We start from the raw sequence: 25,901 nt of genomic DNA, 5'->3' as shown, positions 1-25,901 counted from the left end.
GAGTCTATGCTTCAGTTTCGTTGTTTTCTTCGGCAGGAGCTTCAGCTTCAGCTTGTTCAGCGGTAGCTTCGGCAGCAGCCTCAGCAGCTTTAGCAGCAGCGTCGTTTTTACGTTTTTCGTTAGCTTCTTTTTCAGCACTTAACGCTTTAGCTTTAGCATCTGCTTTTTCTTTAGCTAATTTTTGTTCTTTAGAAGATACTTTGTTAGCTTTTTCGTCTAACCAAGCTTTGAATTTAGCTTCAGCTTGTTCTTCGGTAAGGGCACCTTTGGCAACACCGCCTAACAAGTGATATTTAAGCAATACACCTTTGTAAGAAAGGATACGACGAGCTGTATCACTTGGTTGAGCACCGTTTTTCAACCATTTTACTGCTGCATCTACATCAATTTCGATTTGAGCAGGGTTAGAAACTGGGTTGTAAGTTCCTAATTTTTCAAGGAATTTACCATCTCTTTTTGCACGTGAGTTGGCGGCTACAATCCAATAGAAAGGTTTGCCTTTTTTACCGTGACGTTGTAATCTGATTTTTACTGGCATAAAAAAATTTAATTAGTGAGGTTCACGACCTCGGTTATTAATTCGGGCGCAAAGATACAATCTTTTTTGATATGTGCAAAACTAAATTGTAAGATTTTTACCAAGTGTAAGTTATACCACCTACAAAGTTACGTCCGACACCAGGAATAAAGTTTGTTTTATCGACAATGGAGGGGGTAGGTTGCAAGACTCTGTTGCCTACTTTTGCAGGAGGAGGAGTTACTTGGTCTTGAATTAAATAGCTGGATGCATAAACTGTATCGGCTAAATTATTACCTTGGAAGAAGAACGTCCAGTTTCCTTTTTTAAATCCTATTTTAGCCCCTAACAGTTGATAGGCATCTTGGTAATAAGTATTTTTATGGTCGGTAGGGGTATCTTCAGGGAGTGCTTCAATATTGAACTCGGCAAAGAATCCAGAAGGGTGTTTGTAGTCTAAAGCGCCATAGATGTAATGTTTAGGGATACCTGCTATTTGGTTGCCTTTTAGAGCGCCTCCATCAAAGAAGAAATCGCTATAATTGTAGTTTACAAAAAGGGTAAAGGCATCACCTTTGCTTGAAAATATACGTTTGGCAAAGGTAGATTGCAATGCTACCTCAACTCCTCGGTGGACAGTGGTATAAGGAGCGTTTACAGTAATACCATTGATGCCAATTTCGCCATCGGTGAGGGTAAAAATCTCATCTTTTACCCAAGAGTGATAGGCACTTACATTCCACACTAAGGCATCATCAATATTTCCTTTAGTTCCAATTTCGGCAGTCTGTGCTTTTTGAGCTTTCAATTCAAAGGCTGCAATATTTTTAGCACTGGAATTGGCATTGCTACTATTAGGGAAAATTACTTGTGTACCACTCATTGCAGCACCTCCTGTTAAGCGAATGATTTCAAGGAAGGTAGGGGGTTCATAGCTAAAGCTATAATTACCATATACTTGGGCATTATCGCTAAACTTATAAATCACACCTGCTTTGGGATTGACAGCGTTGTACGTATACTCACTATCAAGTTTTTTTATAGGAGAAGGGCTTTGGACACGGCGCAAATTTTGACCAGCAAAGAAGGATATAGGTCGGCTGCTACCCTCAAATTTATCTTCTACCTTTCGGGTGTCATAACTACCTTGTACGGCTACATTCACAAGGAATTTATCGGTGATTTTGTATACATCGGAAATGTAGGCTACAGCGTGGTTTGATAAGAGGTCTTGTTTAGCAAATAATGTGCCAAAACTTCCTTTTTCGTTGATGTTTCGCAATTGATGCATTTTGCCTTGGCTGAGTTGTACTCCTATTGACAAATCGTTTTTACGAGTATTATAATCATAAGTAAGGCGCAAACCATAATCGTTGTTGTAATCGTGACGTATATTGGTAGCTATGGGATATACAAAGGCATCATCAGCATATTGGTAATACAAAGTAGCAGTGAGCAAACTATGGTTGTTAAATTTATAAGCCGACTTACTACCAAAACGTGCAATTTTGCTTGATCTATTAGGTTTATCGCGTTGTACATTAGGTCCGAAAGCATAGGGAACGGTGAGTTTAGGAGCTCCATTTATTTGTTTGCTATCACTTTCGTATTGTTGTTTGGTAAGAGGACCTGGAATATCGAAATACAAATCGGTAAATGAGGCATATAGGCGAGTTTCAAACTTATTGGTAAACTGTCTGCCAATATTCAGCAAAGCGTTGAAGCGTTTGGAAGAGTTGTAGGTGCGGTATCCATCGCTTTTGCTATACGAGGTAGAAATAAAGCCATCGTTTTTGCCAGAAGAAAATCCTGAAGAAAGACTACTGTTGAAGTAATTGAAACTACCTGCTTCCATTTTTACACTAAGAGGAGAGGCGTTATAGCCATTTTTGGTCACGAAGTTCATAGCACCTCCTAAGGTAGCTCCGCCATATTCCATAGCATTAGCTCCGCGGTATACTTCTACTAAATTAGAAGCTTGAGGTTCTAAAACACCTATAATGTACGATCCATCAGCGAAATTAATAGGAATACCATCTTGATATAGGGCAACCCCACGCGATTGTGGATTGCTTTGTATTCCTGAACCTCTGATATTGAGGCGAGGCTGGTCGTTACCACCGAAAAACTCTTGAATAACTACCCCTGGTTGACGCACAAGAGCATCTTTGAGGGTTTGAGAACGCTTTTCGGACAAATCCTTTAAGTTGGCTATATTGGTACCCCCAGGAACTTTATCTAATTTTTTTCGCGATAAACTCTCGGAGTTAGCAATCAAGCTAGGGTTATCACTCACTACTACTTCTTCCAAAGCAATAGCCTCCTTTGGGAGTGTAAAATCTACGTAAGTGACGCGGTTTTCGTTGTTTTGAAGCGTAACAACGATCGTTTGTTTTTCAAACCCTTCTTTGATAATTTCTAAGGTTACCTCTTTGCCATTAGGTGTAAAGCTGAGTGTATACAGTCCATTAGCATCGGTTTGAGTGGCAATGTTAGGGTTCGTCTGCAATTGGATAGACACCCCAGCTACAGGAAACTTGTTTTCATCTAAAATAGTTCCTTTGATTTTGTGATGTTGCCCAAAAAGCAGTGGGCTCATCACGAGCATTACAAATAATATGATGTGTTTGAACATAAAATATAGTTATTAATTTAGAATGATGCAAAATTAGCAATTATATTTTATGTAGCAAATAAAATTTCGATAAAATTATCTTATTTTCTGTACGAGTTCCAATTCGTCCAAAGAAACAGAGGTAGTAAACGCCCCGTAATTTACTATGGCTTTGCCTTTTTCAATCTTATCGATACTTCCCACGCTCCGGCTGTCTTTAATGCGCACACGGTCGCCTACTGAAAGGGCGCGTTGTAGCTTTTCCTTTTCGGCGCGTTCTTGGGCAATACGCTCTTTCTTTTCTTCTTTGCGTTGCTGGCGGATAGCCTCCATTTGTTTATGAACTTCTTCGGTAGTAGTTTTTTTCTCCTCTTTTTGCTTGGTACGTTCCTCTTTGCTCATTTGTTTACGCTTGGCGTTTTCCATTTCAATGAGTTTGAGAAATTCGGATACCAAAGGGCGACGCTTACCATCGTAGAAATAACGTTCGGCTATCTGGTCTACCTTACTACCTAAGGTAATCATACGTTGGTTTTGGTCATAGAGCTCTTGATAATTTACGAGTTTGCTTTTTATTTTATCATTGAGTTCTTCCAAACGTTTGGCTTCTTCGCGGGCTTTGGTTTCCTCATCTTTCAGGGTTTCGGCAGTTTTTTCCATTTTGGAGCGTTCTTTCTGCAATTTGGCGATAGTGGCATCAAAACGCACTTTTCCTTTCTCTATTTTTTTCTTAGCCCGATTGATGAGGCTAAACGGAATGCCGTTTTTCTGCGCCACTTCAAAAGTGAAAGAACTTCCCGCTTCGCCTATTATTAGCTTATAGATGGGCTCTAAGGTTTTATCGTTGAAAAGCATATTGGCATTGCTGGCGTGAGGCAATTCATCTGCCAGCATTTTTAAATTGGTGTAATGGGTGGTAATCACCCCAAAAGCCTTTCGGTGGTAGAACTCTTCTAAGAATATTTCAGCCAAAGCACCTCCTAATTCAGGGTCGCTACCTGTCCCGAACTCATCTATCAAAAACAAGGTGCAGTGATTGCACTTCTTGAGGAAGTAATTCATATTTTTGAGTCGGTAGCTGTATGTGCTAAGGTGGTTTTCAATAGATTGGTTATCGCCGATATCGGTAAGAATGCGTTCAAACAAACACATTTTAGAACGATGATGCACCGGAACGAGCATTCCACTTTGTAACATTAATTGCAATAAGCCAATGGTTTTAAGCGTAATACTCTTTCCGCCCGCATTAGGTCCCGAGATGACGATAATACGATTTTCATCATTCAGTTCTATGGTTTGAGGGAAGGTAGTAACACCTTTTTTGGCATTGCTCAGGTACAGCAAAGGGTGATATGCTTCACGGAGGAATAGTTCGCGCTCCTGAGTGATTTCTGGCAAAAGTGCGTTCATTTGGTGAGCGTACTTAGCTTTGGCACAAATAATATCAACGGCTGTGATGTATCGCTGATAGTCTTTCAGCAGGTCGGCAAACTGACTGATGAAGGCGGTAAGTTCTCTTAATATACGCTGGATTTCCTCTTTTTCGTCATAAAGCAGATTGGAGAGTTCTCGAGAGTAGATTTCGGTTTGTCGCGGTTCTATATACACTATGCTACCCGTTTTTGAGCTCCCCCATACGGTACCCTGTACTTTTCGACGGTACATCGCTTTCACTGCCAGCACGCGACGGTTTTCTACTACGGTCTCGCGGATATCATCCAGATAGTCGGCAGTGTTATACTCGGCGAGAGCACGGTTGAAACTTTCGTTTAGTTTTCCTTTCAAGGCACTCAGCTCGCGACGTATATTGCCAAGCGTAGGAGAGGCTTCGTTTTTTATCTCGCCGTACTTGTCCAACACTTTATCGATAGCGTTCAGCAGTTCGGTAGTATACTCAATACTATCAGCGGTTTCGAAAAGGGTAGGGTATAGCGTTTTGAACTTCTTAAAGAAGAGAATTTGGGTGTTTACAACCTCGCTGATACGATGAATCTTCCTAATGCTCGACACTTCTAACAAGGCGTTTTCAATAGATAGAAGTTTAATTTCGGAAGTGATAGATTCGCAATAGTGTGAAGGGATTGTGTTGTTATTATCAAAAGACGATAGGTATTCATTGGTTTGATTCAGTGCCAATAACAGCGTCTCCTGATTGTCGAAAGGTTTGATACGTAAGGCGTATTTCTTGCCGAGTTCAGTAAGGCAAAGGTCAGACAAATGAGAGAGTACAATGGGGAACTCTAAGTCTTCAAGTGTTTTTGTATTCATTTAGTTTTTAGGAAATATCTTTTTGTGATATAAAATCATCAGCCCCACTGCTATACATATTGCAGAGTCAGCCACATTGAACACGGGCTCGAAGAAACGAAAGCGTTCGCCTCCCCAAAAGGGTACCCAGCTGGGAAGTGTAGTATCGATAATAGGGAAGTAGAACATATCCACCACTTTGCCGTGCAAGAGGGTTCCGTAAGGATTTTCGGCAAATAGGGTAGCAATGTTACCATAACTATGGTCGAAAATTATGCCGTAAAACACCGAATCGATGATATTGCCCAGAGCTCCTGCCAATATTAAAGAAATGCAAATGATAAGTATCTTAGGTTGTTGCTTTCTCACTGCCGATACCAGCCAATAGCCGATACCTATTACCGCTACAATGCGGAAGAGGGTAAGAATGAGTTTGCCGTATTCGCCGGGGATTTTAGTACCCCAAGCTGCACCTTCGTTTTCTACAAAGTAGATTTGAAACCAACTGAAAACGGTTACGGCTTCGTTGAGGATAAAGTGTGTTTTAATGTATATTTTGCTCCATTGGTCGATGATAAGTACCAACAGAATAATAAGGAATGCGTGTTTTAATTTCATATTTTTTTCTTAATGATATTCTTTTACAGCTTCTACAAAGGCGATAGCGTTTTCAACGGGAACATTAGGCAGGATGCCGTGTCCTAAGTTGGCGATGTAGTGGTCTTTACCAAAAGCATCGATCATTTCTTTTACTTTTTTCTTAATTTGAGTAGGACGAGCGAGCAATTGTGAAGGATCGAAGTTACCTTGTAGTACTTTATTGCCACCCGTGAGCTGACGTGCTGTTTTTGGGGCACAAGTCCAATCGACACCTAAGGCAGCAGCTTTAGAAGTAGCCATTTCGGGGAGGGCATACCAACAACCTTTAGCAAATACTATCACTTTGGTAAGCGGAGCAAGAGTTTCTACTATTTGGTTAAGGTATTGCCAAGAAAAAGTACGATAGTCGTCAGGGGCTAAAACGCCACCCCAGCTATCGAACAATTGTACGGCATCGACACCTGCTTTTACTTTTTCTTTGAGGTAGAGAATGGTAGTATCGGTAATTTTTTGCAATAGTTGATGCGCTAATTCAGGTTGTGTGAAGCAAAATTCTTTGGCAGTAGCATAGTCACGTGAACCAGCACCTTCGACAGCATAGCAGAGTATCGTCCAAGGAGATCCAGCAAAGCCGATGAGAGGAACACGGTTGTTGAGCATTTGTTTGGTAAGTTTGACAGCTTCTATCACATACCCCAAACGTTCTTGGATATTAGGAATTGTTACTTGCGCTACATCCTTAGCGGTACGAATAGGGTTAGGCAACCAAGGTCCGACACTTTTTTTCATTTCAAAAGGTATGTTCATCGCTTGGGGTACTACCAATATATCGGAAAATAAGATAGCGGCATCTACACCTACTATATCGACAGGTTGTACGGTAATTTCGGCTGCTAACTCGGGGGTTTGGCAACGCGTGAAAAAGTCATATTTGTCGCGTAGGGCTCTAAATTCAGGAAGGTATCTACCAGCTTGACGCATCATCCACACGGGAGGACGCTGGGTAATTTCGCTGTTGAGTACTCTAAGGAATAAGTCGTTTTGTAACATTTTTTAGTTTTAAAAAAATAGACTTTGAGGCTGTCCAAAAAGTTCTATATTATAAGGGCGTTTGCAAAACGCCCTTACAGAACATACCCCAAAAAAGTAATTGATTATTAGAGTAATCAACTTTGCCAAAGGTGCGAGACTTTGACAAAGTGTAGGGGTAAAATACGATTTTGAAACTTTTCAGACAGCTCCAAAGTTTGTGTATTAACAATAACAATTAAATACTTTTGATGATAGTAACAAAATCATCGGCTTTGAGGGCAGCGCCTCCGATGAGACCGCCATCAACGTCTTCTTTAGCGAAGATTTCTTTAGCATTATCAGGTTTTACGCTACCACCATACAAGATAGATACTTTATCGGCTACTTCTTTACCGTATTTATCGGCGATAGTTTTGCGGATGAAGTGATGGATTTCTTGCGCTTGTTCTGGGGTTGCAGTTTCGCCTGTACCAATTGCCCATACGGGTTCATAAGCCAATACGATGTGTTGCCAAGCCTCAGCAGGCAAGTGGAACAAGCCGTTTTTGATTTGGCTACCTACAACATTGAAGTGTTTGTTAGCTTTACGATCGGCTAATTCTTCGCCAATACAGAATACTACACGCATATTGTGTTTGAGGGCAGTGTCTACTTTTTTAGCCAAACTTTCGTCGGTTTCGTTGAAGTAAGCACGGCGTTCGGAGTGACCTAAAATAGTGGTTTTTACACCAATACTATTCAACATTTCAGCTGAAATCTCACCAGTATAAGCACCGCTTTCGGCAAAGTGCATATTTTGGGCAATCACTTCGATTTTGCTACCTTTAGCAGCTTCTACTGCTGGGATAAGGTTTACAAAGGTAGGGGCAATCATTACCTCGGCATCAGTTTGAGGTACTTTTTTCAATAGGTCGGAAATGAGGGCTAACGATTTGTTGAGGTCGTTGTTCATTTTCCAGTTACCTGCTACAATTTTTTTTCTCATATAATGAAATATTAATAATTAGCAATTTTGGTTATACATTGAAGCGGAAGTGCATAATATCACCGTCTTTTACAATATATTCTTTACCTTCAACGCGCATTTTTCCAGCTTCTTTGACTTTAGCTTCACTACCATAGGTGATAAAATCATTATAAGCGATTACTTCGGCGCGGATGAATCCTTTTTCGAAATCAGTATGGATAACGCCAGCAGCTTGAGGAGCCGTATCTCCTTTGTGGATTGTCCAAGCGCGTACTTCTTTTACTCCTGCGGTGAAGTAAGTTTGCAAGTTTAGCAAATGATAAGCAGCTCGAATCAATTTAGAAGCACCAGGTTCGTCTAATCCTATATCTTCCAAGAACATTTGGCGTTCCTCATAGCTTTCTAATTCGGTGATATCAGCTTCGGTGGCTACAGCTAAAACGATGATTTCGGCTTCTTCATTTTTTACCGCTTCTCTTACACGTTCTACATAAGCATTACCATTTTTAGCTGATTTTTCATCGACATTACACACGTATAACACAGGTTTAGCAGTGAGCAATTGAAAGCTCTCTAATAATTCTTTTTCATCGTCAGCTACTTGTACAGCGCGGGCAGAAACGCCAGTAAGCAAAGCGTCTTTCACACAATTGAGCAAGTCCATTTCCTTAGCGGCTCTTTTATCACCAGCTTTGGCAGCACGGGTTACTTTTTCGAGGCGTTTTTCGACAGTTTCGAGGTCTTTTAGTTGTAGTTCTATATCAATAGTTTCTTTATCGCGGATGGGGTCTACACTACCATCTACATGTACGATATTGTCGTTTTCAAAGCAGCGCAACACGTGGATAATAGCATTACACTCACGTATATTTCCTAAAAATTGGTTGCCTAAACCTTCACCTTTGCTCGCGCCTTTTACAAGACCTGCGATGTCTACAATTTCTACGGTTGCAGGTAATACACGTTCAGGTTTTACAAGAGTTTCGAGTTTTTCTAAACGGGGATCGGGTACGTTTACTACCCCTAAATTAGGTTCTATAGTGCAAAACGGGAAGTTGGCACTTTGAGCTTTAGCATTTGATAAACAATTAAATAGAGTAGACTTTCCCACGTTGGGCAGTCCAACAATTCCTGCTTTCATATTCGTTTTTTAAATTAAAGAGCGTGCAAAGGTAATAATAATTTGTCAATTAGGCAATTTGTTAATTGGGTAATTTATGACGGTTGGTAATGAGTCGCAAGCTGATATGGTTGAACCTATACAAGAGGCATATAGCAGCAGCAGTGAGCCCTGTGAGTAATCCTATCCAAATACCCATAGTACCTAAAGAAGTGTGAAGCCCTAAAAAACAAAGAATAGGGAAGGCAATGAGCCAATAGGCTATAAAGGTAATGACCATAGGAATTTTAGCATCTTGGACTCCACGCAATGCCCCGAGAGCTGTAACTTGTAATCCATCGGAGATTTGGAAAATAGCAGCTATCAGCAGTAGGTTTGCGGCTTCGCTTATTACAGCTGCATTGGTAGTTGCTTTTTCGATATTGTCCATTTCCAAATACAATGAGGGTAACCAATCGCGTAATAAGGCTAAGAGTCCTGCAAAAAAGACTTGGGTACACAACACTAATAAGAATACAGAAAAGGCAACCCGACGTAAATTGACATAGTTTTTAGCTCCTAACTGATTACCGACACGTATCATAGCTGTGATACCTAATCCGTTAGCAACCATAAAAGTCATACTTGCTAGGTTGAGAGCTATTTGGTTAGCTGAGAGTTGGTTTTCACCCAATACACCGCTTATCCATATAGCAGCAGAGAAAATACCTGTTTCAAAAATCATTTGTAATCCTGTAGGAAGTCCAATGTTGCTTATCTTTCTTATCATTGATTCAGTTATGTTTTTGAAACTGATATGGGTAACGTATTCTTTAGTTTTAGGTAAATACTTGAGCATATAATAGAGCATTATAGGCATTGCTATACGCGAAATGAGCGTTCCTACTCCAGCACCTAATACTCCTAATTTTGGGCAACCCCAATTGCCATAGATGAAGAGATAATTACCAAATATATTGATAAGGTTTGCCAATAGGGTAACATACATTGCATATTTGGTCATAGAAAGACCATCGGCGAATTGTTTGAAAGTGCTGAATACGCCTAAAGGTATCAATGAAAAGGCAACCAAATGAGTATAGGGAACTGCTAAAGCGATTACATTTTCACTTTGTCCTGTGATTCTCATCACCGGTTCTACAAAGAACATCAGCAAGAAAAGTACCGTGCTGAGTATGATATTGAGTAGCATACTGTGGTTGAGGATGGATTGCACGGTTTGTTTATCGCCAGCTTCATCGTTCATTGCTACCAAGGAAGTAGTTGCTACCGAGAAGCCTATAGCGAAGGACATAGCGATAAAGATAGCGGTATTTCCCAAAGCCGCGGCACCGAGCTCGGTAATGCCTACTTTGCCAACCATTACGTTATCGACAAAGCCTACAAAGGTGTGCCCCAACATTCCTAAAATGACAGGGTAAGCAATCTTGAAGTTGTATTTAAATTCTTTTGTGTAGTTTGATAAGTTAGGCATCAGGTGTTAGGGGATAGGGGATAGGGGATAGGGTTACCCTATCCTCTAACTCCTAATTTCTAATTTTTACTCTTTATTGTACTGTTTCAATTTCGTTGATGATGTTTTTAGCATTGGCATAAATATCAATTACCCAAAGTACATAGCGGATATCGACATTGATGGTGCGCTGTAGTTGTTTATCAAAAATTACATCGCCAGCCATTGCTTCGATATTACCATCGAAAGCGAGACCTATGAGTTCTCCTTTGCCATTCATCACAGGTGATCCAGAGTTACCACCTGTAATGTCGTTGTTGGTAAGGAAGTTTACGTGCATAGAGCCATCTTTGTCTATATATCTACCAAACTCTTTCTTTTTATAAAGGTCGAGCATACGTTGAGACATATCAAATTCAGGGTCGCCTTTTTTATATTTAGCCATTAAAGATTTGAAAGTGGTATAGTAGTTCTTTTTCACATCGGGGTTGCGTTTATCGGCAGCCAATGGACTTACTGTACCATAGGTAAGGCGCAAGGTGGAATTAGCATCAGGATACAAGATTGTGCTAATTTTAGAATCGCGCATTCCTTTTACGAACTTGCGGTAGGCTTTGGCATAGCTATCTTCTAAGTCTATAATCTCTTGAGAAGGTAAACGGAAGTCTTCGACAAGGGCTTCAGCGAGTTGTAACAAAGGGTCTTTTAAGAGTTCTTCTACATTGCGTTGTGTATTAGCTTGTAAGGCTTCTTTACTGCGGTAAATGCTACCTGCTAAGAGTTCATTGACATACTTGAGGAAGTTACCTTTGTATTTTGTTTTAACATCTTTTAGCAAAGCAGGTACGTTATTCCCCTTGTTTGCATAGAGTTGCAACATATCAGCAAGGATTTCTTTTTCGACATTAGCGTTTATCTTATCGTAATTAGCAAGAATGTTGTCAATTCTGTTTTGCAAGTCGGTTTCGGGCATACCACCACGTTGGGCGGCAGCGACAGTGTTGATGTATAGGGAAGGCATTTTGATAAAGAAAGAAGCGCGGGACAAGATACTCACATAGTTCTCATCGGCAGAGCGCAAGTTTGTCTTTTCAAAATATTTAGCTAAAGTGTTGAGCACTTCGCCGTATTCGGCTTTATTTTCGGTTTTATTAGCCCATTTTCCAAAAATAGCTTCGGTTTTGCGTTTTTCAGCGGCTGTTTTATGGGCTGTAAGAGCATCAATCATACCTTGGCGGTTTTTCCAATAGTTGGCTAATTGAGAGTATAAAGAGGCGTATTGCAAGCGTACGGCATCGTCTTTATCCATATAGCGTTTCATTGCATCCATTGCTGTTTTGGAGGCTTCGACCCAAGCAGGATAAGTATATTTTACTTTTTGATCAACCCAATAAGAGCTTTCCCAACGGTTGGTGCGTCCAGGGTATCCCATAATCATCGCAAAGTCCTTATCTTGTACGCCTTTGAGGCTCACTTTGAGGTAACGTTTGGCTTTTAGAGGAATGTTGTTAGGAGAATAGTCGGCGGCATTTCCATCTTTATCAGTGTATACACGGAAGAGAGAGAAATCACCTGTTTGGCGAGGCCATTCCCAGTTGTCGGTATCACCACCGAATTTTCCGATGTTTTCAGGAGGTGTACCTACGAGGCGTACATCTTTGAAGTCTTGATATACAAAGTAATAATATTCATTGCCTTGGAAGAATGAACGCACAGAAACTACATATTTACCACCTTCGCTGTTTTCTTTTTGTATTTTAGACATTTCTTGGTTGAGAGCGGCTTCGCGTTCTTTTTCGCTCATTGAGGGAGTAACAGCAGCCAACATACGGTCGGTTACATTGTCCATACGGACGAAGAAACGGACGAATGATTGTTTAGGGGAGAGTTCTTCGGCGTGAGAGTGCGCCCAGAATCCGTTCTTTAAGTGGTTGCTTTCGGGGGTTGAAAGTTGGGCAATATTGCCATAGCCACAGTGGTGGTTAGTGAGTACTAAACCATCTTTGGAGATGATGCTCGCAGTACAACCTCCATTGAACTGCACGATAGCATCTTTGAGACTGTTGTTATTGATGCTATAAATTTCTTGAGCAGTGAGTTGTAAGCCTAACTTCTGCATATCTCTTTGGTTGAGACGTTCGATGAACATCAAAAACCACATTCCTTCATCAGCTCTTGCTACGGGAGTGAGCAACAAGAAAGCTAATATTACAAGTGTTATTTTCTTCATAAAAAAGTGATATAATGATTTATTAGGGGGCAAAGGTACGAGATAATTAGTAAATTAGCAAATTTGATGATTAGCCAATTGTACGAGGTATATGAGTAGTTTATGGGAATTATGGGAGTTGTGGGATAGCCCCCGATCCCCCGAAGGGGGACAATCTGGAAAAGAGAGTGGTGGGAGTGGTGGGAGAAATTAAAATATATTTAAAAATAATTTGTTAGAATAAAGAAATATTGTACTTTTGAGCCCAAAATAAAATGAAATGTCAGTAACAGTCAATCAATTAACAAAGATATATGGACAGCAAACGGCTGTAAATGCTATTAGCTTTGAGCTCCAAAAGGGAGAAATTACCGGTTTTTTAGGTCCTAATGGAGCAGGGAAATCTACAACAATGAAGATGATAACGGGGGCATTGATGCCTACCAGTGGCTCGGTTACTATTAACGGGATTGATACGCTTCAGCATCCTATTGAGGCACAAAAGACTATTGGCTATTTGCCTGAGCACAACCCTTTGTATACCGAAATGTATGTGAGAGAATATTTGCGTTTTACTTCAGATCTATATCCAAATGTACCTAAGAGTAGGGTAGAGGAGGTGATTGCCCTTACGGGACTCACACCAGAGAGCAATAAGAAGATAGAGGCACTCTCGAAAGGTTATCGCCAACGTGTGGGACTCGCTTCAGCTCTTATTCACAATCCTGAGATACTCATTCTCGATGAGCCGACAACAGGACTCGACCCAAATCAGTTGATAGAGATACGCCATATCATTAAAGAGCTTGGCAAAGAGAAGACGGTTTTGCTTTCGTCACATATTATGCAGGAAATTCAGGCGGTTGCCGATAGGGTAATCGTACTGCACCAAGGCAATATAGTGCTTGATAAGAAGATGAGTGAGCTGCAAGGCAAGGAACAAGTGATAGAAGTAGCGTTCGATTTCCGTGTAGAGGAACGCCTTTTACGCGCTTTGCCTAATGTGTCGGCAGCGCAAAATGTATATGATTTCTTATATCAAATCACCTTTGACACTGAGGAAGATATGCGTCCTGTTGTGTTTGACTTTGCTAAGGAGAACGGATTGAAAATCCTCCAAATCAACCATAAACATAGAGACTTGGAGGAAACGTTTATTCAGGTAACAGGGGGTAGGTAATAGGTGTCAGGGGACAGGTGTCAGGTGTTAGTACTCGGATGTGAAGTGTAGCTTCAGGTTCGGGTATTTTTGTTTTACCATCTCGATAGAGAATGCAGAGTCGGCGAGGAAGACTAATTGGTTCTGTTTGTCGCGCGCTAAGAACTTCTGTTTTACGCGTAGGAAATCGAGATATTCGGGGTCTTTAGGGTTTTCGGGCGCTTCTACCCAGCAGGCTTTGTAGATAGGAAAGTTTTCATAACTACACTTCGCTCCGTATTCGTGCTCCAATCGGTATTGAATGACCTCATATTGAAGCGCTCCCACCGTTCCGATGACCTTGCGGCCATTGAAATCTAACTTGAAGAGCTGCGCTACGCCTTCGTCCATTAACTGGTCGATGCCTTTTTCTAACTGTTTGGATTTCAGTGGATCGGCATTGTTGATGTAACGGAAGTGCTCAGGAGAGAAACTTGGTATTCCCTTGAAATGTAGCATTTCGCCTTCGGTGAGTGTATCTCCTATTTTGAAATTTCCTGTGTCGTGCAAGCCTACAATATCTCCTGCATAAGATATATCCACTACTTCTTTCTTTTCGGCAAAGAAAGCATTCGGGCTGGAGAACTTTAGCTTCTTGCCAAGACGTGTGTGCAAATAGGGTTTGTTGCGTTCAAAAGTGCCTGAAACAATCTTTACAAAAGCCAAACGATCACGGTGGTTAGGGTCCATATTGGCGTGAATCTTGAAGACGAAACCTGTGAAGGAAGGTTCATCGGGGTTTACGATGCGCTCTTCGCTGGCTTTGGGGCGTGGTGAAGGGGCGATTTCGACAAAGCAATCGAGTAGCTCACGTACGCCAAAGTTGTTGAGTGCAGAGCCAAAGAAAACAGGTTGCTGCTCTCCATTGAGATAGGCTTCGCGGTTGAATTTTGGGTATACTTCATATACTAACTCTAAATCGGAGCGGAGATTTTCGGCTGATTGTTTGGATATTATCTTCTCTAATTCGGGGCTGTTGATGTCGGTAAAGGCGATAGTTTCTTCTATGTTCTTTCGGCTATCGCCAGAGAATAGGTTGATATTCTTCTCCCAAATGTTATAAATTCCTTTGAAATCATAGCCTATACCTATGGGAAAACTCAGTGGTGTTACCTTTAAGCCGAGTTTTTGCTCTACTTCGTCCAACAGGTCGAAGGCGTCTTTCCCTTCACGGTCTAACTTGTTGATAAAGACAATCATAGAGATGTTACGCATACGGCATACTTCGACGAGCTTTTCGGTTTGCTCTTCCACCCCTTTGGCGACGTCGATAACTACGATGACACTATCGACGGCGGTGAGAGTGCGGAAGGTGTCTTCGGCGAAATCCTTGTGACCAGGGGTGTCTAAGATGTTTATTTTATGTTCTTTATAATTGAAAGCGAGTACTGAAGTGGCAACGGAAATGCCACGTTGACGTTCAATTTCCATAAAGTCGGAAGTAGCTCCTTTTTTTATTTTATTTGATTTTACGGCGCCAGCTTCTTGTATAGCCCCTCCGAAGAGTAGAAGTTTTTCGGTGAGGGTAGTTTTTCCGGCATCAGGGTGAGATATGATGCCAAAGGTACGGCGCTTTTGTATTTCTTGTTGTAAAGACATAGTGTTTATTTGTTGATTAGCTGATTAGCTGATTTGTAAATTGGGGGCAAAGGTAAGAAATATTTATAAATAGAAAATAAGAAACAGAGTGAATTTATTGATAATTTAAGGGTAAAATTTTGTAATTGAAGATTTTATTATATTTTTGTGCACTTTTTTTAAGTAATAAGTTACATTATGAATAAAGTAAAGATTCTATTATTACTATGTATTGGTGGTCTTTTTGGCTGTCAATGGTTTGGTAGTCAGGAGCCTAAGGAAGGTGTGCCTGTTGTTGATTCACTTGTTGTAAAAGATACTTCGGCTTATATCAGTTTAGAAGAAGCTGAGGATAGAGTGCTTGCTTTGCCTTTGGCTAAACGAGTGGCTAAGTATATAGAGACAATTTCGGATGGGAAGAGGGGTATTAGTTATTTTTCGGATGCTGCTACTATTGACGGTGAAGAGTTTTATGAGATTAGGATAGGGTATGATAGTTCTATTCGGTTTGAAACGTATTATATTCTTTATGTAAATAGGAATAATGGTGATGATATTCGGATTATAGAGCCTATTTCGGGAGATATTATCCCTATTTCAGACTTTAAGGATGATAAGAAATATGATGAAGTACCTGAATAACATAGAGCTTTGTAGGGGGAACTACACTTTGGATGGTTGATTGATATTAGATAGAGTTCAAAAGAGTAATATTTGCTTTTTAGATTGTTTTTAGTATCTTTGCGCTTTAAAGTATATAAAAATCACAATAAAAATATGATAGAAGTAACGCAACAGAAGATTGAAGAGCTTGCCCCTAATGCTGAGGCGGCTAAAAAAGGACGTGAGTTGGTGAAGAAAAATAAATTCAGCAACTTAAAAATCAACGCAGAAAAGAACCTTATATGGGGTGAATGCGCAGGGAGTGGGAAGAATCCTTACTACTGCTCTGCCGATTATGTAGACCCTAATAACCCTGTATTCCGCTGTAACTGCCCGAGTCGTCAGTTTCCGTGTAAACACTCTGTGGGTTTGCTTTACTGTTTTGAAACGAATGCAGGTCAGTTTACCGAAGGAGAAGTACCTGATGACATTCTCTCTAAGCGTGAGAAGATAGAGAAGAAACAAGAGAAGAAAGCTCAAGAAAAGGAATCTATCAAAGAGAAAGCCGAGAAGCCTAAAAAAGTGAATAAGGCTGCTTTTACTAAGAAGATAGATGCTCAGCTCACAGGTATTGAAACTGCCCAAAAGTTGTTGCGCGATATGGTGAATACAGGGCTCTCATCAGTGGATGCTAAAATGCGTGCGACCCTCAAGACACAGATAAAAGACTTAGGAAACTACTACATAGGCGGTATTCAAACGGCTTTCAACAATCTGTTGCTTTCTATTGAGGAAGTAAAGAATGAGGAATATACTGCGGTGGTAGACAACTTAAACTATCTTTCGGCTTTGCTTAAAAAAGCTACTGACTACCTCAGGGCGCGCAAGGAAGACCCAGAAGGGACTCCTGAACTGTCTTCAGCAATTGAAGAGCAAATAGGCTATGTGTGGAAACTCGTTGAGTTGATGCAGTATGGGCAATATGAAGAGAATGCTTCTTTGGTGCAATTGTCGTTCAACAGTTATGACAATGAGGCGCGCAAAGAGTATGTAGATAAGGGCGTATGGCTCAATCTCAAAACGGGTAAAATCTATAAAACATTGAACTATCGTCCTTATAAAGCTGCGAAGTATATTAAAGAAGACAATAGTGTGTTCAGCGTGTTACAACTAAAAGATCTTTACATCTATCCTGGGGATACCAATCCGCGTATTCGTTGGGAGGCTGATGGAGCTTCAGAGCGTCCGCTATCACAAGCTGACCTTGCAACAGTGAAAGCTTTTGCTTCGGGGCAATTTGCCGAGACTATAAAGGCTGTAAAGAACACTATTAAGAATCCGCTAATGGATAAACACCCCGTAGTGCTTTTGTCGTTGCATAAGACTTATAGAGTAGGGGAGGACTTGGTAGTAGAAGATGCCAATGGTTTTGCTATCACCCTAAGAGATATTAAGGAAGGCGCTGTATCACCAACGGGCAATTTGAAGTCGTTTTTACCAGCAAATGCTGAGGGGCTTTCCCTTGTGGTAATGATGCACAACGATGTAGCCAGCGGATTACTATCAGCGCAACCACTTTCACTCATCACAGCAGAGAAAGTAATTAGACTACTCTACTAATACTAAATTATACGATAGCTAAAAAGCCCCCGTTCCCTCGAAAAGGGATAATCCGCAAAAGTAAATAATTATTTCAAAGCGGACTTTGGGTTAATTGTTAATTATCAATTGTCAATTATTATGAAGCCTTTATACGATTTACAACAAGAACTGAATCGCTTGTTTATAGCGGGAAGTAAGTTTGCCAAGAACGACCCACGCTTGCAGAAGCACGTTCCTATACTGAAAAAGTTAGGCGAAAAAGCCCCTGTTTTCAATAAATTAGCCCAAGAAGTAGAAGCTTTGCTACAAGTAGAGAGCACACAAACTGCCGAAAAACTATTGGGTGTTTCTACTTTGCTCTATTCAGTGCTCTATACTCAAGGTGTTACTTTAGAGACAGAGACTACAAAAGAAAGCCAAATCCCTACCATACAATTGGCGGATGTGAATACTACCTATTCCTATTTACAGCTGAAACCTGTACTACAAGCCCTTACCCAAAGCAACTCAGGACGTTTGGAAATATTGCAAGATGCCTTTGAACGCAAGGTATTTGACGATTCACGCACTTATGGATATTTGAGTTATGCTTTGGCTGACAAGTATTCAGAACTTACTTATTACGTTGAAAATACTATCATTCCTGCTTGTGGGAAAGCGATGATACCTTTCCTTATTGCCGACTTCCGTTTAGAAGACAAAAATGAGAATGTACGCCGATTGCGCTTGTTATACCAATTAGGATATGCAGGAATAGGCACCTTAGTAGACAAAATATTTAGTGAAAATCTCCCCAATCTGCAAGCAGAAGCTATTGATATTATAGCAGACAAGAAGGATGAACAAACCGAAGCATTTATCATCAGTTTGACGGGTGATAAGAACAAAGCAGTACGAGGAGCAGCATATAGCGCCTTAGCAAAACTTGGTACGCAACGCAGTATTGATAAGCTCTACGAATTGTACAACACCAATAAGCAGAAAGGCAATGCAGAGCTCTTGGCAGAAGCTATGGCCAAAGTAGCTGCTCCTGAGTATTTCCTACCATTTGTGGAGAAAATACAAGAGCGTTATCAGCAGTTATTAACCATAGATGATTCAGATGAGAAAGCGCTTAGTGCAGCTTTTGAACGCTTTGTTATTGATATAGATATTTTAGCAAATAAGGATTGTGAAGGAGTATATAGGCTCTTTGCGGAGATGTTGCAGAACAAAGAGTTTAATACACGACGCAAGAAAGTGTTCAAGAATACGTATGACCCTACCGCTAACAATATGACGGGGGTATTAAATACCTTGAACAGCGATAAAGTACTCGCCTTTTATGATACCCATAAGCAACTTCTCTCCTATACCAATGGCTATAGCGATATGTGGATTAACTATTTCTATAGTGCTTTCAAGAATGAGAACTACAGCAAAGAAAAACTCTTTGAGGTATTCAGTTCTCAATTGGGAAAATCGGCGGCGACGGATAGTATTTTAGAGGCTTTTAGCGGTATAGCAGGAGCTTATGCTTATAACGCTCGCAAAGAATCGGAAGTGAGAGTAGATAGGTTAGATCCTCGCTGGGTAGACACTTTGTATTCTTTCATCAATAGTCTTAAAAAGCTCAACAACAATTATACCTATAGAGCACTCTTTATACTTGATGCTTTAGAAGGAACAAGCCAAAGATTAGATGATTTGTTATTGAAAGCTCTGTCTCAATCATATTCAGATGATATGATATGGTTGTTCCACTTGGTATTAAAGCGCAATTTCCCTAATAAGTTTGAGGTGATTTATCATACCTTAGAGAGAGTAAAAGCAGGTAATTCTTATTACTATCTTTACTATCTTTCTAATGCAGATTTCTGGAATAAGTTTCCTAAGGAATATGTAGAGAAGTTTAGAGCTTTAGCAAAGAAGAACAAGCTAAATGTATTTGAAGACATAGCAGATGAGATTGAGAAATCAGTTAAATAGCAGATTAAAATGAAACCCTTATACGATTTACAACAAGAACTGAATCGCTTGTTTATAGCGGGAAGTAAGTTTGCGAAGAATGATCCACGCCTACAGAAGCACGTTCCTATACTGAAAAAGTTAGGTGAAAAAGCTCCTGTATTCAATAAATTAGCCCAAGAAGTAGAATCTTTGCTACAAGTAGAAAGTACACAAGCTGCCGAAAAGTTATTGAATGTTGCTACTTTGCTCTATTCAGTACTCTACACACAAGGCGTTACTGTAGAGGCTGAAGCCCAAAAGAGCGAGCAGGTTCCCACTATCGCTTTGGCAGATGTGAATACTACTTATTCCTATTTACAGCTGAAACCCGTGTTACAAGCTCTTACTGAGAGCAAGTCGGGACGCTTAGAGGTACTTAAAGATGCTTTTGAACGCAAGCTGTTTGACGATTCGCGGACTTATGGTTACTTGAGTTATGCTTTAGCAGATAAATACACTGAACTTGCCGATTATGTAGAGGAAACTATTATCCCTACTTGTGGGAAAGCAATGCTCCCCATCCTTTTATCAGACTTTCGTTTGGAAGACAAAACAGAGCACGTACGCCGATTGCGTTTGTTACACCAATTAGGTTATGAAGGAATAGATGCTTTGGTAGATAAAATATTTGCCGAAAACTTGCCTAACCTACAAGCTGAAGCCGTCATTATACTTTCAGATAAGAAAGATGAAAAGACAGAAGACTTTATCATTAGTTTGGCAAGTGATAAGAATAAAGTGGTACGAGGAGCAGCTTATAAAGCGTTAGCCAAACTCGGTACGCAACGCAGTATTGACAAACTTTACGAATTGTACAGCAATAACAAACAGAAAGGAAATGCGGAACTCTTAGCAAATGCTATTGCTACAGTTCCGCTACCCACGAACTATCAGTCGTTTGTTCAAAAAGTGCGTGAATACTTTGAAGCGTTACTTGCAATGGATGACTCTGACGAGAAAGCAGTAGTAGCAGCTTTTGAACGTTTGCCTATAGAGTTGGAAGTGTTGAAAAATAAAGATTACCCTGAGACTTATGCACTTTTGGGAGAAATGTTTGGTAATAAACTCTTCAATGCGATGGCTAAGAAGCGTTCGGTTACTAATTATCATATTATACCACGCCTTGTAGATGTATTAGATACATTTAAACAAGAGAAAATCATACCTTTTTATGAACAATACACTGATACATTAGTACATAGTGATTGGGCATATCCTCTTTTTACTGATTATTTTTATCGTATTCTTAACGGAGAAGCCGAATATAGCAAAGAGAAAATCTATGAGATTTTTGCTCCTCAATTTGGAAAAGTACTTGCTCCTTATGATGCTATAGAAGGATTAGCAGGAACTAAAGGGATATATGCTGTAGGTTTTTTCTATAAAAAACTGCATCCTATTACGGCTGATAAAATAGATTCACGTTGGGCAGACTTGTTTTACAATTATCTGTTAAATCTCAAGAAATATGATGATAATTACAGTTTAGAAGCACTTAAAGTTCTTTCAGTTTTAGAAAAAAATAGTTCTCGACTTAATGAGCTTGTTTTGAAAATACTTCCTAAAGTATCTATTTATAGGGGAGAGTTTCTGTATCGCTTTATTATGAAGAGCAATATACCTGATAAGTTTGAAGTGTTATATGAGTCAATAGCAAAGATCTCTAAGACTCATTTATATTATTACCATACAATGGTAGAAGATACTGAGTTTTGGAAGCCTTTCCCTAAGGAATACATAAAGAAGTTCCGCGAATTATACGAGAAAACAAAGAGCGATTTCTTCAAAGAAATAGCGGAGCAAATAGAGAAATCTTTATAAAGAAGAGGCGTGCTATTAAAGCACGCCCTTTTTATTTTAGGTACTCGGCAGTGAAACTCTTCTTGTTTTTAGCTACCTCTTCAGGAGTACCAAAGGCTATTACTTCGCCACCTGCTTTACCCCCATCGTGCCCTATATCTATGATATAATCTACTTTTCTGATAACATCGAGGTTGTGCTCTATTACCAGAACAGTATTGCCTTTATCTACTAAACGGTCGAGTACTTCGAGGAGTACTTTTACATCTTCGAAATGGAGTCCTGTGGTGGGTTCATCTAATATATAAAAAGTATTGCCCGTGTCTATTTTAGAAAGTTCTGTGGCTAACTTCACCCGTTGGGCTTCTCCTCCTGAAAGGGTAGTAGATTGTTGCCCTAAAGTAATATAACCTAAACCTACCTCTTCAATAGTTTTTAGCTTGCGGTATATTTTAGGGATAGGTTCAAAGAATTTTACGGCCTCACTTATGGTCATATCAAGTACATCGGCAATAGATTTCCCTTTGTATCGCACTTCAAGCGTCTCGCGGTTGAAACGTTTTCCTTTACAAGTTTCGCAAGGCACATAGACATCAGGAAGGAAGTTCATTTCAATCACCTTTAAGCCTGAGCCTTCGCAGGTTTCGCATCTACCGCCTTTCACGTTGAAACTAAATCTACCTGGTTTATAGCCACGTATTTGCGCTTCGGGTACTTGGGTGAAGAGGTTGCGTATTTCACTGAAAACACCGGTGTAGGTAGCAGGATTTGAACGTGGTGTACGCCCAATAGGTGATTGGTCGATATCGATTACCTTATCAATATGTTCTAAGCCTTCAATACTTTTGTAAGGCATCGGTTTTTTTACGCCATTGAAGAAGTGAGCGTTTAAGATAGGATACAGTGTCTCATTAATAAGCGTTGATTTTCCACTTCCTGATACACCTGTTACCCCTATCATTACCCCTAAAGGAAACTTTACGGTTACGTTCTTCAAGTTGTTGCCTGTACAGCCTTTTAGAATAATTTCTTTGCCGTTGCCTTTGCGCCTTTGGGTTGGTATTTCAATTCGCTTTCTCCCGCTCATATAGTCGGCGGTGATGGTATTTGCTTTTAGCAACTCTTTAGGCGTTCCTTGGAAGATTATATCCCCTCCATTTACGCCCGCTTTCGGTCCTATATCTACTACATAATCGGCTTCTTGTATCATTTCTTCATCGTGTTCTACCACAATTACTGAGTTGCCAATATCTCTAAGTGATTTTAGCGAGTTGATAAGCCTTTTGTTATCTCGCTGATGCAAACCGATGCTAGGTTCATCGAGTATATAGAGTACTCCAGTGAGTTGTGAACCTATCTGTGTTGCCAGTCTGATGCGCTGTGCCTCCCCTCCAGATAACGACTTAGAACTTCGGTTAAGAGCTAAATAAGTAAGCCCTACATCTATGAGGAATTGGAGTCTGGTGGTGATTTCTTTGATGATTTCTTCAGATATTTTGCGTTGTTTGGTAGAGAGATGCTCAGGTAATGATTTGAACCACGCCAATAAATCTGTAATATCTAAGGCAGATAGTTCAGCTATATTTTTATCAGCTATTTTAAAGTAAAGCGCCTCTTTGCGCAAGCGAGTGCCGTGACATTCTTCACAAGGAATGGTATCCATAAACTCTTCTGCCCAGCGCTTGATAGCTGCCATATCGGCATTTTCGTGCTGACTTTTGATGAAGTTGATGATACCTTCGAAATCAATTTCAAAATTGCGCGTAATGCCTAATACATCCGATTTGATAGCGTATTTATCTTTACCACCATAGAGAATAATGTCCATTGCTTCTTTAGGAAGTGCCTCAATAGGATCGGAGAGTTTATGACCGAACTTTTGGACGATGAGCTCTAATTGTTTGAAAATCCAAGTGTTCTTTTGCTCTCCCACTGCTGTAATTCCTCCATTCTTGATAGAGATAGAAGGGTCGGGGATAATCTTGGAGAGGTTAATTTCTTGCACTTCACCCAACCCATTGCAGTGCGGACACATTCCTTTAGGAGAATTGAATGAGAAGGTATTAGGTTCAGGAAGAGGATATGAAATGCCCGAAGAAGGACACATCAAATGTCTGCTGAAATAGTGAGCTTTTTTTTGGTCATGTTCTAAAACCATTAGCACATCGTCGCCGTAGTTCATTGCAATTTTAATACTTTCTTGTAGGCGTTTTTGGGTGTCGTCAGTATCATCAATTAGCATACGGTCGATCACGATTTCAATATCGTGTGTTTTGTAACGGTCGAGCTTCATACCTTTTTCGATATCACGAATTTCGCCATCGGTACGCACCTTTACAAAGCCTTGTTTGGCAATCTGCTCAAAGAGCTCGCGGTAATGTCCTTTTCTCGATTGAACCACGGGCGCTAATAGGTTAATGCGTTTGCCTTTGTATTCTTTGGTAATGAGTTCCTGAATTTGGTTATCGGTATAACTTACCATCTTTTCGCCTGTAGCATAGCTATAAGCATCGGAAGCACGGGCAAAAAGCAGGCGCAAGAAGTCGTAGATTTCGGTGATTGTACCCACTGTAGAGCGCGGTGATTTGGAGGTAGTTTTCTGTTCGATAGCAATCACAGGCGATAGTCCGTCGATTTTATCTACATCGGGGCGCTCTAATCCCCCGAGAAACTGACGAGCATAAGCCGAGAAAGTCTCGATATAACGGCGTTGTCCTTCGGCATAAATAGTATCAAAAGCCAATGAGGACTTGCCACTACCAGAAAGCCCAGTGAAGACAACAAGTTTTTCGCGGGGAATGGAAAGGTCTATATTTTTGAGGTTATGCGCCCTTGCGCCTTGAACTTCAAGGTTTTCTACAGGGGTGATATTTGTAGTTTTCTTCTTCATTTTGAAATGATAATATTATCAAGGGGCAAAAGTACGGAAAAAATTGGTATAATAAATATTTTGACAAAAACAAAGGTTTCTCTAAGATAGCTCCAAGGTTCTTCCAAGGTTCTTTCAAGCTTTTTCTAAGGTAGGGTTAAAGAGTTGTTTTAGCTAAAGAAGGCTGTTTATATATCCAATTATGAGCATTAGCAAATGTTATAAATTTATCATTTTCTTTTGCACTTTTAAATGTTATATAAGCTACTTTTAAATTAGGAAGTTCCTTTAATCTATAAAAGTCTTCAGCTTTAAGTTTCTCTAAATCTGTAATCATCAGATATTTTAGTTGCTTCAATTCAAAAAGAGCTTCTATACTTTCAAGATTCTTTAAATGAACACATTCGAGATGAAATATATTTTCTTTATTTTTAAAAGAAGTAAGCCTTGTAATATGAGGCATATACCTCAATCGCACATCAGAAACCACAGGTAATGAAGCAATATTTTCTATACTAACATCTTTACAGTTCTGTAAAGAAATATATTCTATATTAGGAAATTTCTCTATAATCAATTCGTTATGAATAAGTTTATTATTAACTGTAAGTTCTTTAATAGGTAAATTATTGAGTTTAGAAAAATCTATCTCTTGAGCGCTCAAGTGTTCTAGCTTTTCAAATGTATTGAGTACAGCGTATTGTCTTATAGACAACCCAGTATGTAAACTTAAAGAAGATAAGTTTTTAAACTTAGCCAAAGGAACTAAGGATATACCTTTTTTTACATTATCATATATCGTAAATTCTTCTAAATCATTGATATGTGATAACTCTGATAAATCCTCTATAAAGCCATTGAATACAATTATTTTTAGTTTCTTTAAATTGGTTAAATAACGTAATTGTTTTAAATTTTCCTGATTCATCTCTGTACTTTTATTTAAAGACAGCCAAAGTTTCTTATTGTACTTCTTTAAATATGAATTAATAGATGACAAAAGCTCTTCATCACCTAATAGGTTACTAATATACAAATGTTCAGTATTTTTTATAGCTTCCTCTAAATTAGTAGTGTTATTTAGTTCATTGATTTTCAATCTCTGATTGTAATGGGTTGTATTTTGCATATTTTTGTTTGTTTTGTTTTATACTATGTACAAAATATTCTTTGTTTCAAACACGATCATATTCTATAGCATCTAATAGGTCAGCTATTTTATCAGCTTTATCGCGAGATTCTTCATTGTTATTCTCACCTTCTTCATAATACTTCACAAATAAATGTAGTAATGTAGCTTTTATTTCTTTATCAGAAATATTTTTACTCCTTGCTAAAAGTACTAAATCTATCATTAGTAGAAATGATTTAGGCTCTTCTTTTAGACTTAAGGCTTTTTTAAATTCTTCTTCTAATAACATAATCAATTAAGGTTTAAGAACACATTTATAATTAATTAAAGAGACAGAAACTATTATACCTATCTTTGCTTCAATTTTTTTC

At 39.6% G+C, this 25,901-nt stretch carries 18 protein-coding genes; 5 read left to right on the top strand and 13 right to left on the bottom strand.

Features of this window, described 5'->3' with window-relative positions; all coding sequences use genetic code 11:
* Nucleotides 1-4: 4 nt before the first annotated feature.
* The 9 genes from I7X29_RS03225 to I7X29_RS03185 all read right to left on the bottom strand — a co-directional run bounded on the left by I7X29_RS03225 (nt 5) and on the right by I7X29_RS03185 (nt 12,780).
* On the bottom strand, nt 5-538 hold the full coding sequence (locus I7X29_RS03225; RefSeq protein WP_002678283.1) for a 30S ribosomal protein S16: 534 nt from the start codon (nt 536-538) through the stop codon (nt 5-7).
* A gap of 97 nt (nt 539-635) precedes the next feature.
* On the bottom strand, nt 636-3,152 hold the full coding sequence (locus tag I7X29_RS03220; RefSeq protein ID WP_198472804.1) for a TonB-dependent receptor: 2,517 nt from the start codon (nt 3,150-3,152) through the stop codon (nt 636-638).
* A 75-nt stretch (nt 3,153-3,227) separates the two neighbouring features.
* A complete protein-coding gene (locus tag I7X29_RS03215; RefSeq protein ID WP_198472803.1) occupies nt 3,228-5,399 on the bottom strand; it encodes an endonuclease MutS2 in 2,172 nt (723 codons plus the stop codon).
* A complete protein-coding gene (locus I7X29_RS03210; RefSeq protein WP_009413660.1) occupies nt 5,400-5,996 on the bottom strand; it encodes a lipoprotein signal peptidase in 597 nt (198 codons plus the stop codon).
* 9 nt (nt 5,997-6,005) lie between these two features.
* Nucleotides 6,006-7,028, bottom strand: coding sequence for a uroporphyrinogen decarboxylase (hemE, locus tag I7X29_RS03205; RefSeq protein WP_198472802.1), 1,023 nt, complete (start codon nt 7,026-7,028; stop codon nt 6,006-6,008).
* A gap of 217 nt (nt 7,029-7,245) precedes the next feature.
* Nucleotides 7,246-7,995, bottom strand: a complete 750-nt coding sequence (tpiA, locus tag I7X29_RS03200) for a triose-phosphate isomerase (protein WP_198472801.1) — start codon at nt 7,993-7,995, stop codon at nt 7,246-7,248.
* A 31-nt stretch (nt 7,996-8,026) separates the two neighbouring features.
* Nucleotides 8,027-9,118 (bottom strand): redox-regulated ATPase YchF, encoded by a 1,092-nt coding sequence (ychF, locus tag I7X29_RS03195; protein WP_198472800.1) that lies wholly within the window; start codon nt 9,116-9,118, stop codon nt 8,027-8,029.
* Between the two features lie 61 nt (nt 9,119-9,179).
* Nucleotides 9,180-10,571, bottom strand: a complete 1,392-nt coding sequence (locus I7X29_RS03190; RefSeq protein WP_198472799.1) for an MATE family efflux transporter — start codon at nt 10,569-10,571, stop codon at nt 9,180-9,182.
* Between the two features lie 73 nt (nt 10,572-10,644).
* Nucleotides 10,645-12,780: a S46 family peptidase gene (locus I7X29_RS03185; RefSeq protein WP_198472798.1), complete on the bottom strand. Its 2,136-nt coding sequence runs from the start codon at nt 12,778-12,780 to the stop codon at nt 10,645-10,647.
* A 259-nt stretch (nt 12,781-13,039) separates the two neighbouring features.
* Here I7X29_RS03185 and gldA point away from each other — a divergent pair, with 259 nt between their 5' ends.
* On the top strand, nt 13,040-13,939 hold the full coding sequence (gene gldA, locus I7X29_RS03180) for a gliding motility-associated ABC transporter ATP-binding subunit GldA (protein ID WP_198472797.1): 900 nt from the start codon (nt 13,040-13,042) through the stop codon (nt 13,937-13,939).
* Nucleotides 13,940-13,966: 27 nt separating this feature from the next.
* Here the strand turns inward: gldA and I7X29_RS03175 are convergent, their stop codons facing one another.
* Nucleotides 13,967-15,556 carry a peptide chain release factor 3 gene (locus I7X29_RS03175; protein WP_198472796.1) on the bottom strand — a complete coding sequence of 530 codons (1,590 nt, stop codon included), beginning with the start codon at nt 15,554-15,556 and terminating at the stop codon, nt 13,967-13,969.
* Nucleotides 15,557-15,733: 177 nt separating this feature from the next.
* On the opposite strand from I7X29_RS03175, the gene I7X29_RS03170 reads away from it, so the two are divergent.
* The 4 genes from I7X29_RS03170 (at nt 15,734) to I7X29_RS03155 (ending at nt 21,550) form a co-directional block, all read left to right on the top strand.
* Nucleotides 15,734-16,177 (top strand): hypothetical protein, encoded by a 444-nt coding sequence (locus I7X29_RS03170; RefSeq protein WP_198472795.1) that lies wholly within the window; start codon nt 15,734-15,736, stop codon nt 16,175-16,177.
* A gap of 135 nt (nt 16,178-16,312) precedes the next feature.
* Nucleotides 16,313-17,758 carry an SWIM zinc finger family protein gene (locus I7X29_RS03165; RefSeq protein ID WP_198472794.1) on the top strand — a complete coding sequence of 482 codons (1,446 nt, stop codon included), beginning with the start codon at nt 16,313-16,315 and terminating at the stop codon, nt 17,756-17,758.
* 120 nt (nt 17,759-17,878) lie between these two features.
* On the top strand, nt 17,879-19,708 hold the full coding sequence (locus I7X29_RS03160) for a HEAT repeat domain-containing protein (protein WP_198472793.1): 1,830 nt from the start codon (nt 17,879-17,881) through the stop codon (nt 19,706-19,708).
* Nucleotides 19,709-19,717: 9 nt separating this feature from the next.
* On the top strand, nt 19,718-21,550 hold the full coding sequence (locus I7X29_RS03155) for a HEAT repeat domain-containing protein (RefSeq protein ID WP_198472792.1): 1,833 nt from the start codon (nt 19,718-19,720) through the stop codon (nt 21,548-21,550).
* Nucleotides 21,551-21,581: 31 nt separating this feature from the next.
* On the opposite strand, the gene uvrA is transcribed toward I7X29_RS03155, so the two are convergent.
* The 3 genes from uvrA to I7X29_RS03140 form a co-directional block, all read right to left on the bottom strand.
* Nucleotides 21,582-24,419, bottom strand: coding sequence for an excinuclease ABC subunit UvrA (uvrA, locus tag I7X29_RS03150; RefSeq protein WP_198472791.1), 2,838 nt, complete (start codon nt 24,417-24,419; stop codon nt 21,582-21,584).
* Nucleotides 24,420-24,555: 136 nt separating this feature from the next.
* Nucleotides 24,556-25,527: a hypothetical protein gene (locus tag I7X29_RS03145; protein ID WP_198472790.1), complete on the bottom strand. Its 972-nt coding sequence runs from the start codon at nt 25,525-25,527 to the stop codon at nt 24,556-24,558.
* 46 nt (nt 25,528-25,573) lie between these two features.
* The gene (locus I7X29_RS03140) at nt 25,574-25,819 is read right to left on the bottom strand and encodes a hypothetical protein (protein WP_198472789.1); all 246 of its coding nucleotides are present in this window, start codon (nt 25,817-25,819) and stop codon (nt 25,574-25,576) included.
* Nucleotides 25,820-25,901 lie beyond the last annotated feature (82 nt).

The organism is Capnocytophaga periodontitidis, assembly GCF_016126015.1.
GTDB classification, from domain to species: Bacteria; Bacteroidota; Bacteroidia; order Flavobacteriales; family Flavobacteriaceae; genus Capnocytophaga; species Capnocytophaga periodontitidis.
Note: the sequence above shows the minus strand (reverse complement) of the source record. Positions and strands in the feature narration are given on the sequence as shown.

Coding starts and splice junctions, on each gene's coding strand:
- I7X29_RS03225 (WP_002678283.1), bottom strand. CDS start 538: ATGCCAGTAAAAATCAGATTACAACGTCACGGTAAAAAAGGCAAACCT.
- I7X29_RS03220 (WP_198472804.1), bottom strand. CDS start 3,152: ATGTTCAAACACATCATATTATTTGTAATGCTCGTGATGAGCCCACTG.
- I7X29_RS03215 (WP_198472803.1), bottom strand. CDS start 5,399: ATGAATACAAAAACACTTGAAGACTTAGAGTTCCCCATTGTACTCTCT.
- I7X29_RS03210 (WP_009413660.1), bottom strand. CDS start 5,996: ATGAAATTAAAACACGCATTCCTTATTATTCTGTTGGTACTTATCATC.
- hemE (WP_198472802.1), bottom strand. CDS start 7,028: ATGTTACAAAACGACTTATTCCTTAGAGTACTCAACAGCGAAATTACC.
- tpiA (WP_198472801.1), bottom strand. CDS start 7,995: ATGAGAAAAAAAATTGTAGCAGGTAACTGGAAAATGAACAACGACCTC.
- ychF (WP_198472800.1), bottom strand. CDS start 9,118: ATGAAAGCAGGAATTGTTGGACTGCCCAACGTGGGAAAGTCTACTCTA.
- I7X29_RS03190 (WP_198472799.1), bottom strand. CDS start 10,571: ATGCCTAACTTATCAAACTACACAAAAGAATTTAAATACAACTTCAAG.
- I7X29_RS03185 (WP_198472798.1), bottom strand. CDS start 12,780: ATGAAGAAAATAACACTTGTAATATTAGCTTTCTTGTTGCTCACTCCC.
- gldA (WP_198472797.1), top strand. CDS start 13,040: ATGTCAGTAACAGTCAATCAATTAACAAAGATATATGGACAGCAAACG.
- I7X29_RS03175 (WP_198472796.1), bottom strand. CDS start 15,556: ATGTCTTTACAACAAGAAATACAAAAGCGCCGTACCTTTGGCATCATA.
- I7X29_RS03170 (WP_198472795.1), top strand. CDS start 15,734: ATGAATAAAGTAAAGATTCTATTATTACTATGTATTGGTGGTCTTTTT.
- I7X29_RS03165 (WP_198472794.1), top strand. CDS start 16,313: ATGATAGAAGTAACGCAACAGAAGATTGAAGAGCTTGCCCCTAATGCT.
- I7X29_RS03160 (WP_198472793.1), top strand. CDS start 17,879: ATGAAGCCTTTATACGATTTACAACAAGAACTGAATCGCTTGTTTATA.
- I7X29_RS03155 (WP_198472792.1), top strand. CDS start 19,718: ATGAAACCCTTATACGATTTACAACAAGAACTGAATCGCTTGTTTATA.
- uvrA (WP_198472791.1), bottom strand. CDS start 24,419: ATGAAGAAGAAAACTACAAATATCACCCCTGTAGAAAACCTTGAAGTT.
- I7X29_RS03145 (WP_198472790.1), bottom strand. CDS start 25,527: ATGCAAAATACAACCCATTACAATCAGAGATTGAAAATCAATGAACTA.
- I7X29_RS03140 (WP_198472789.1), bottom strand. CDS start 25,819: ATGTTATTAGAAGAAGAATTTAAAAAAGCCTTAAGTCTAAAAGAAGAG.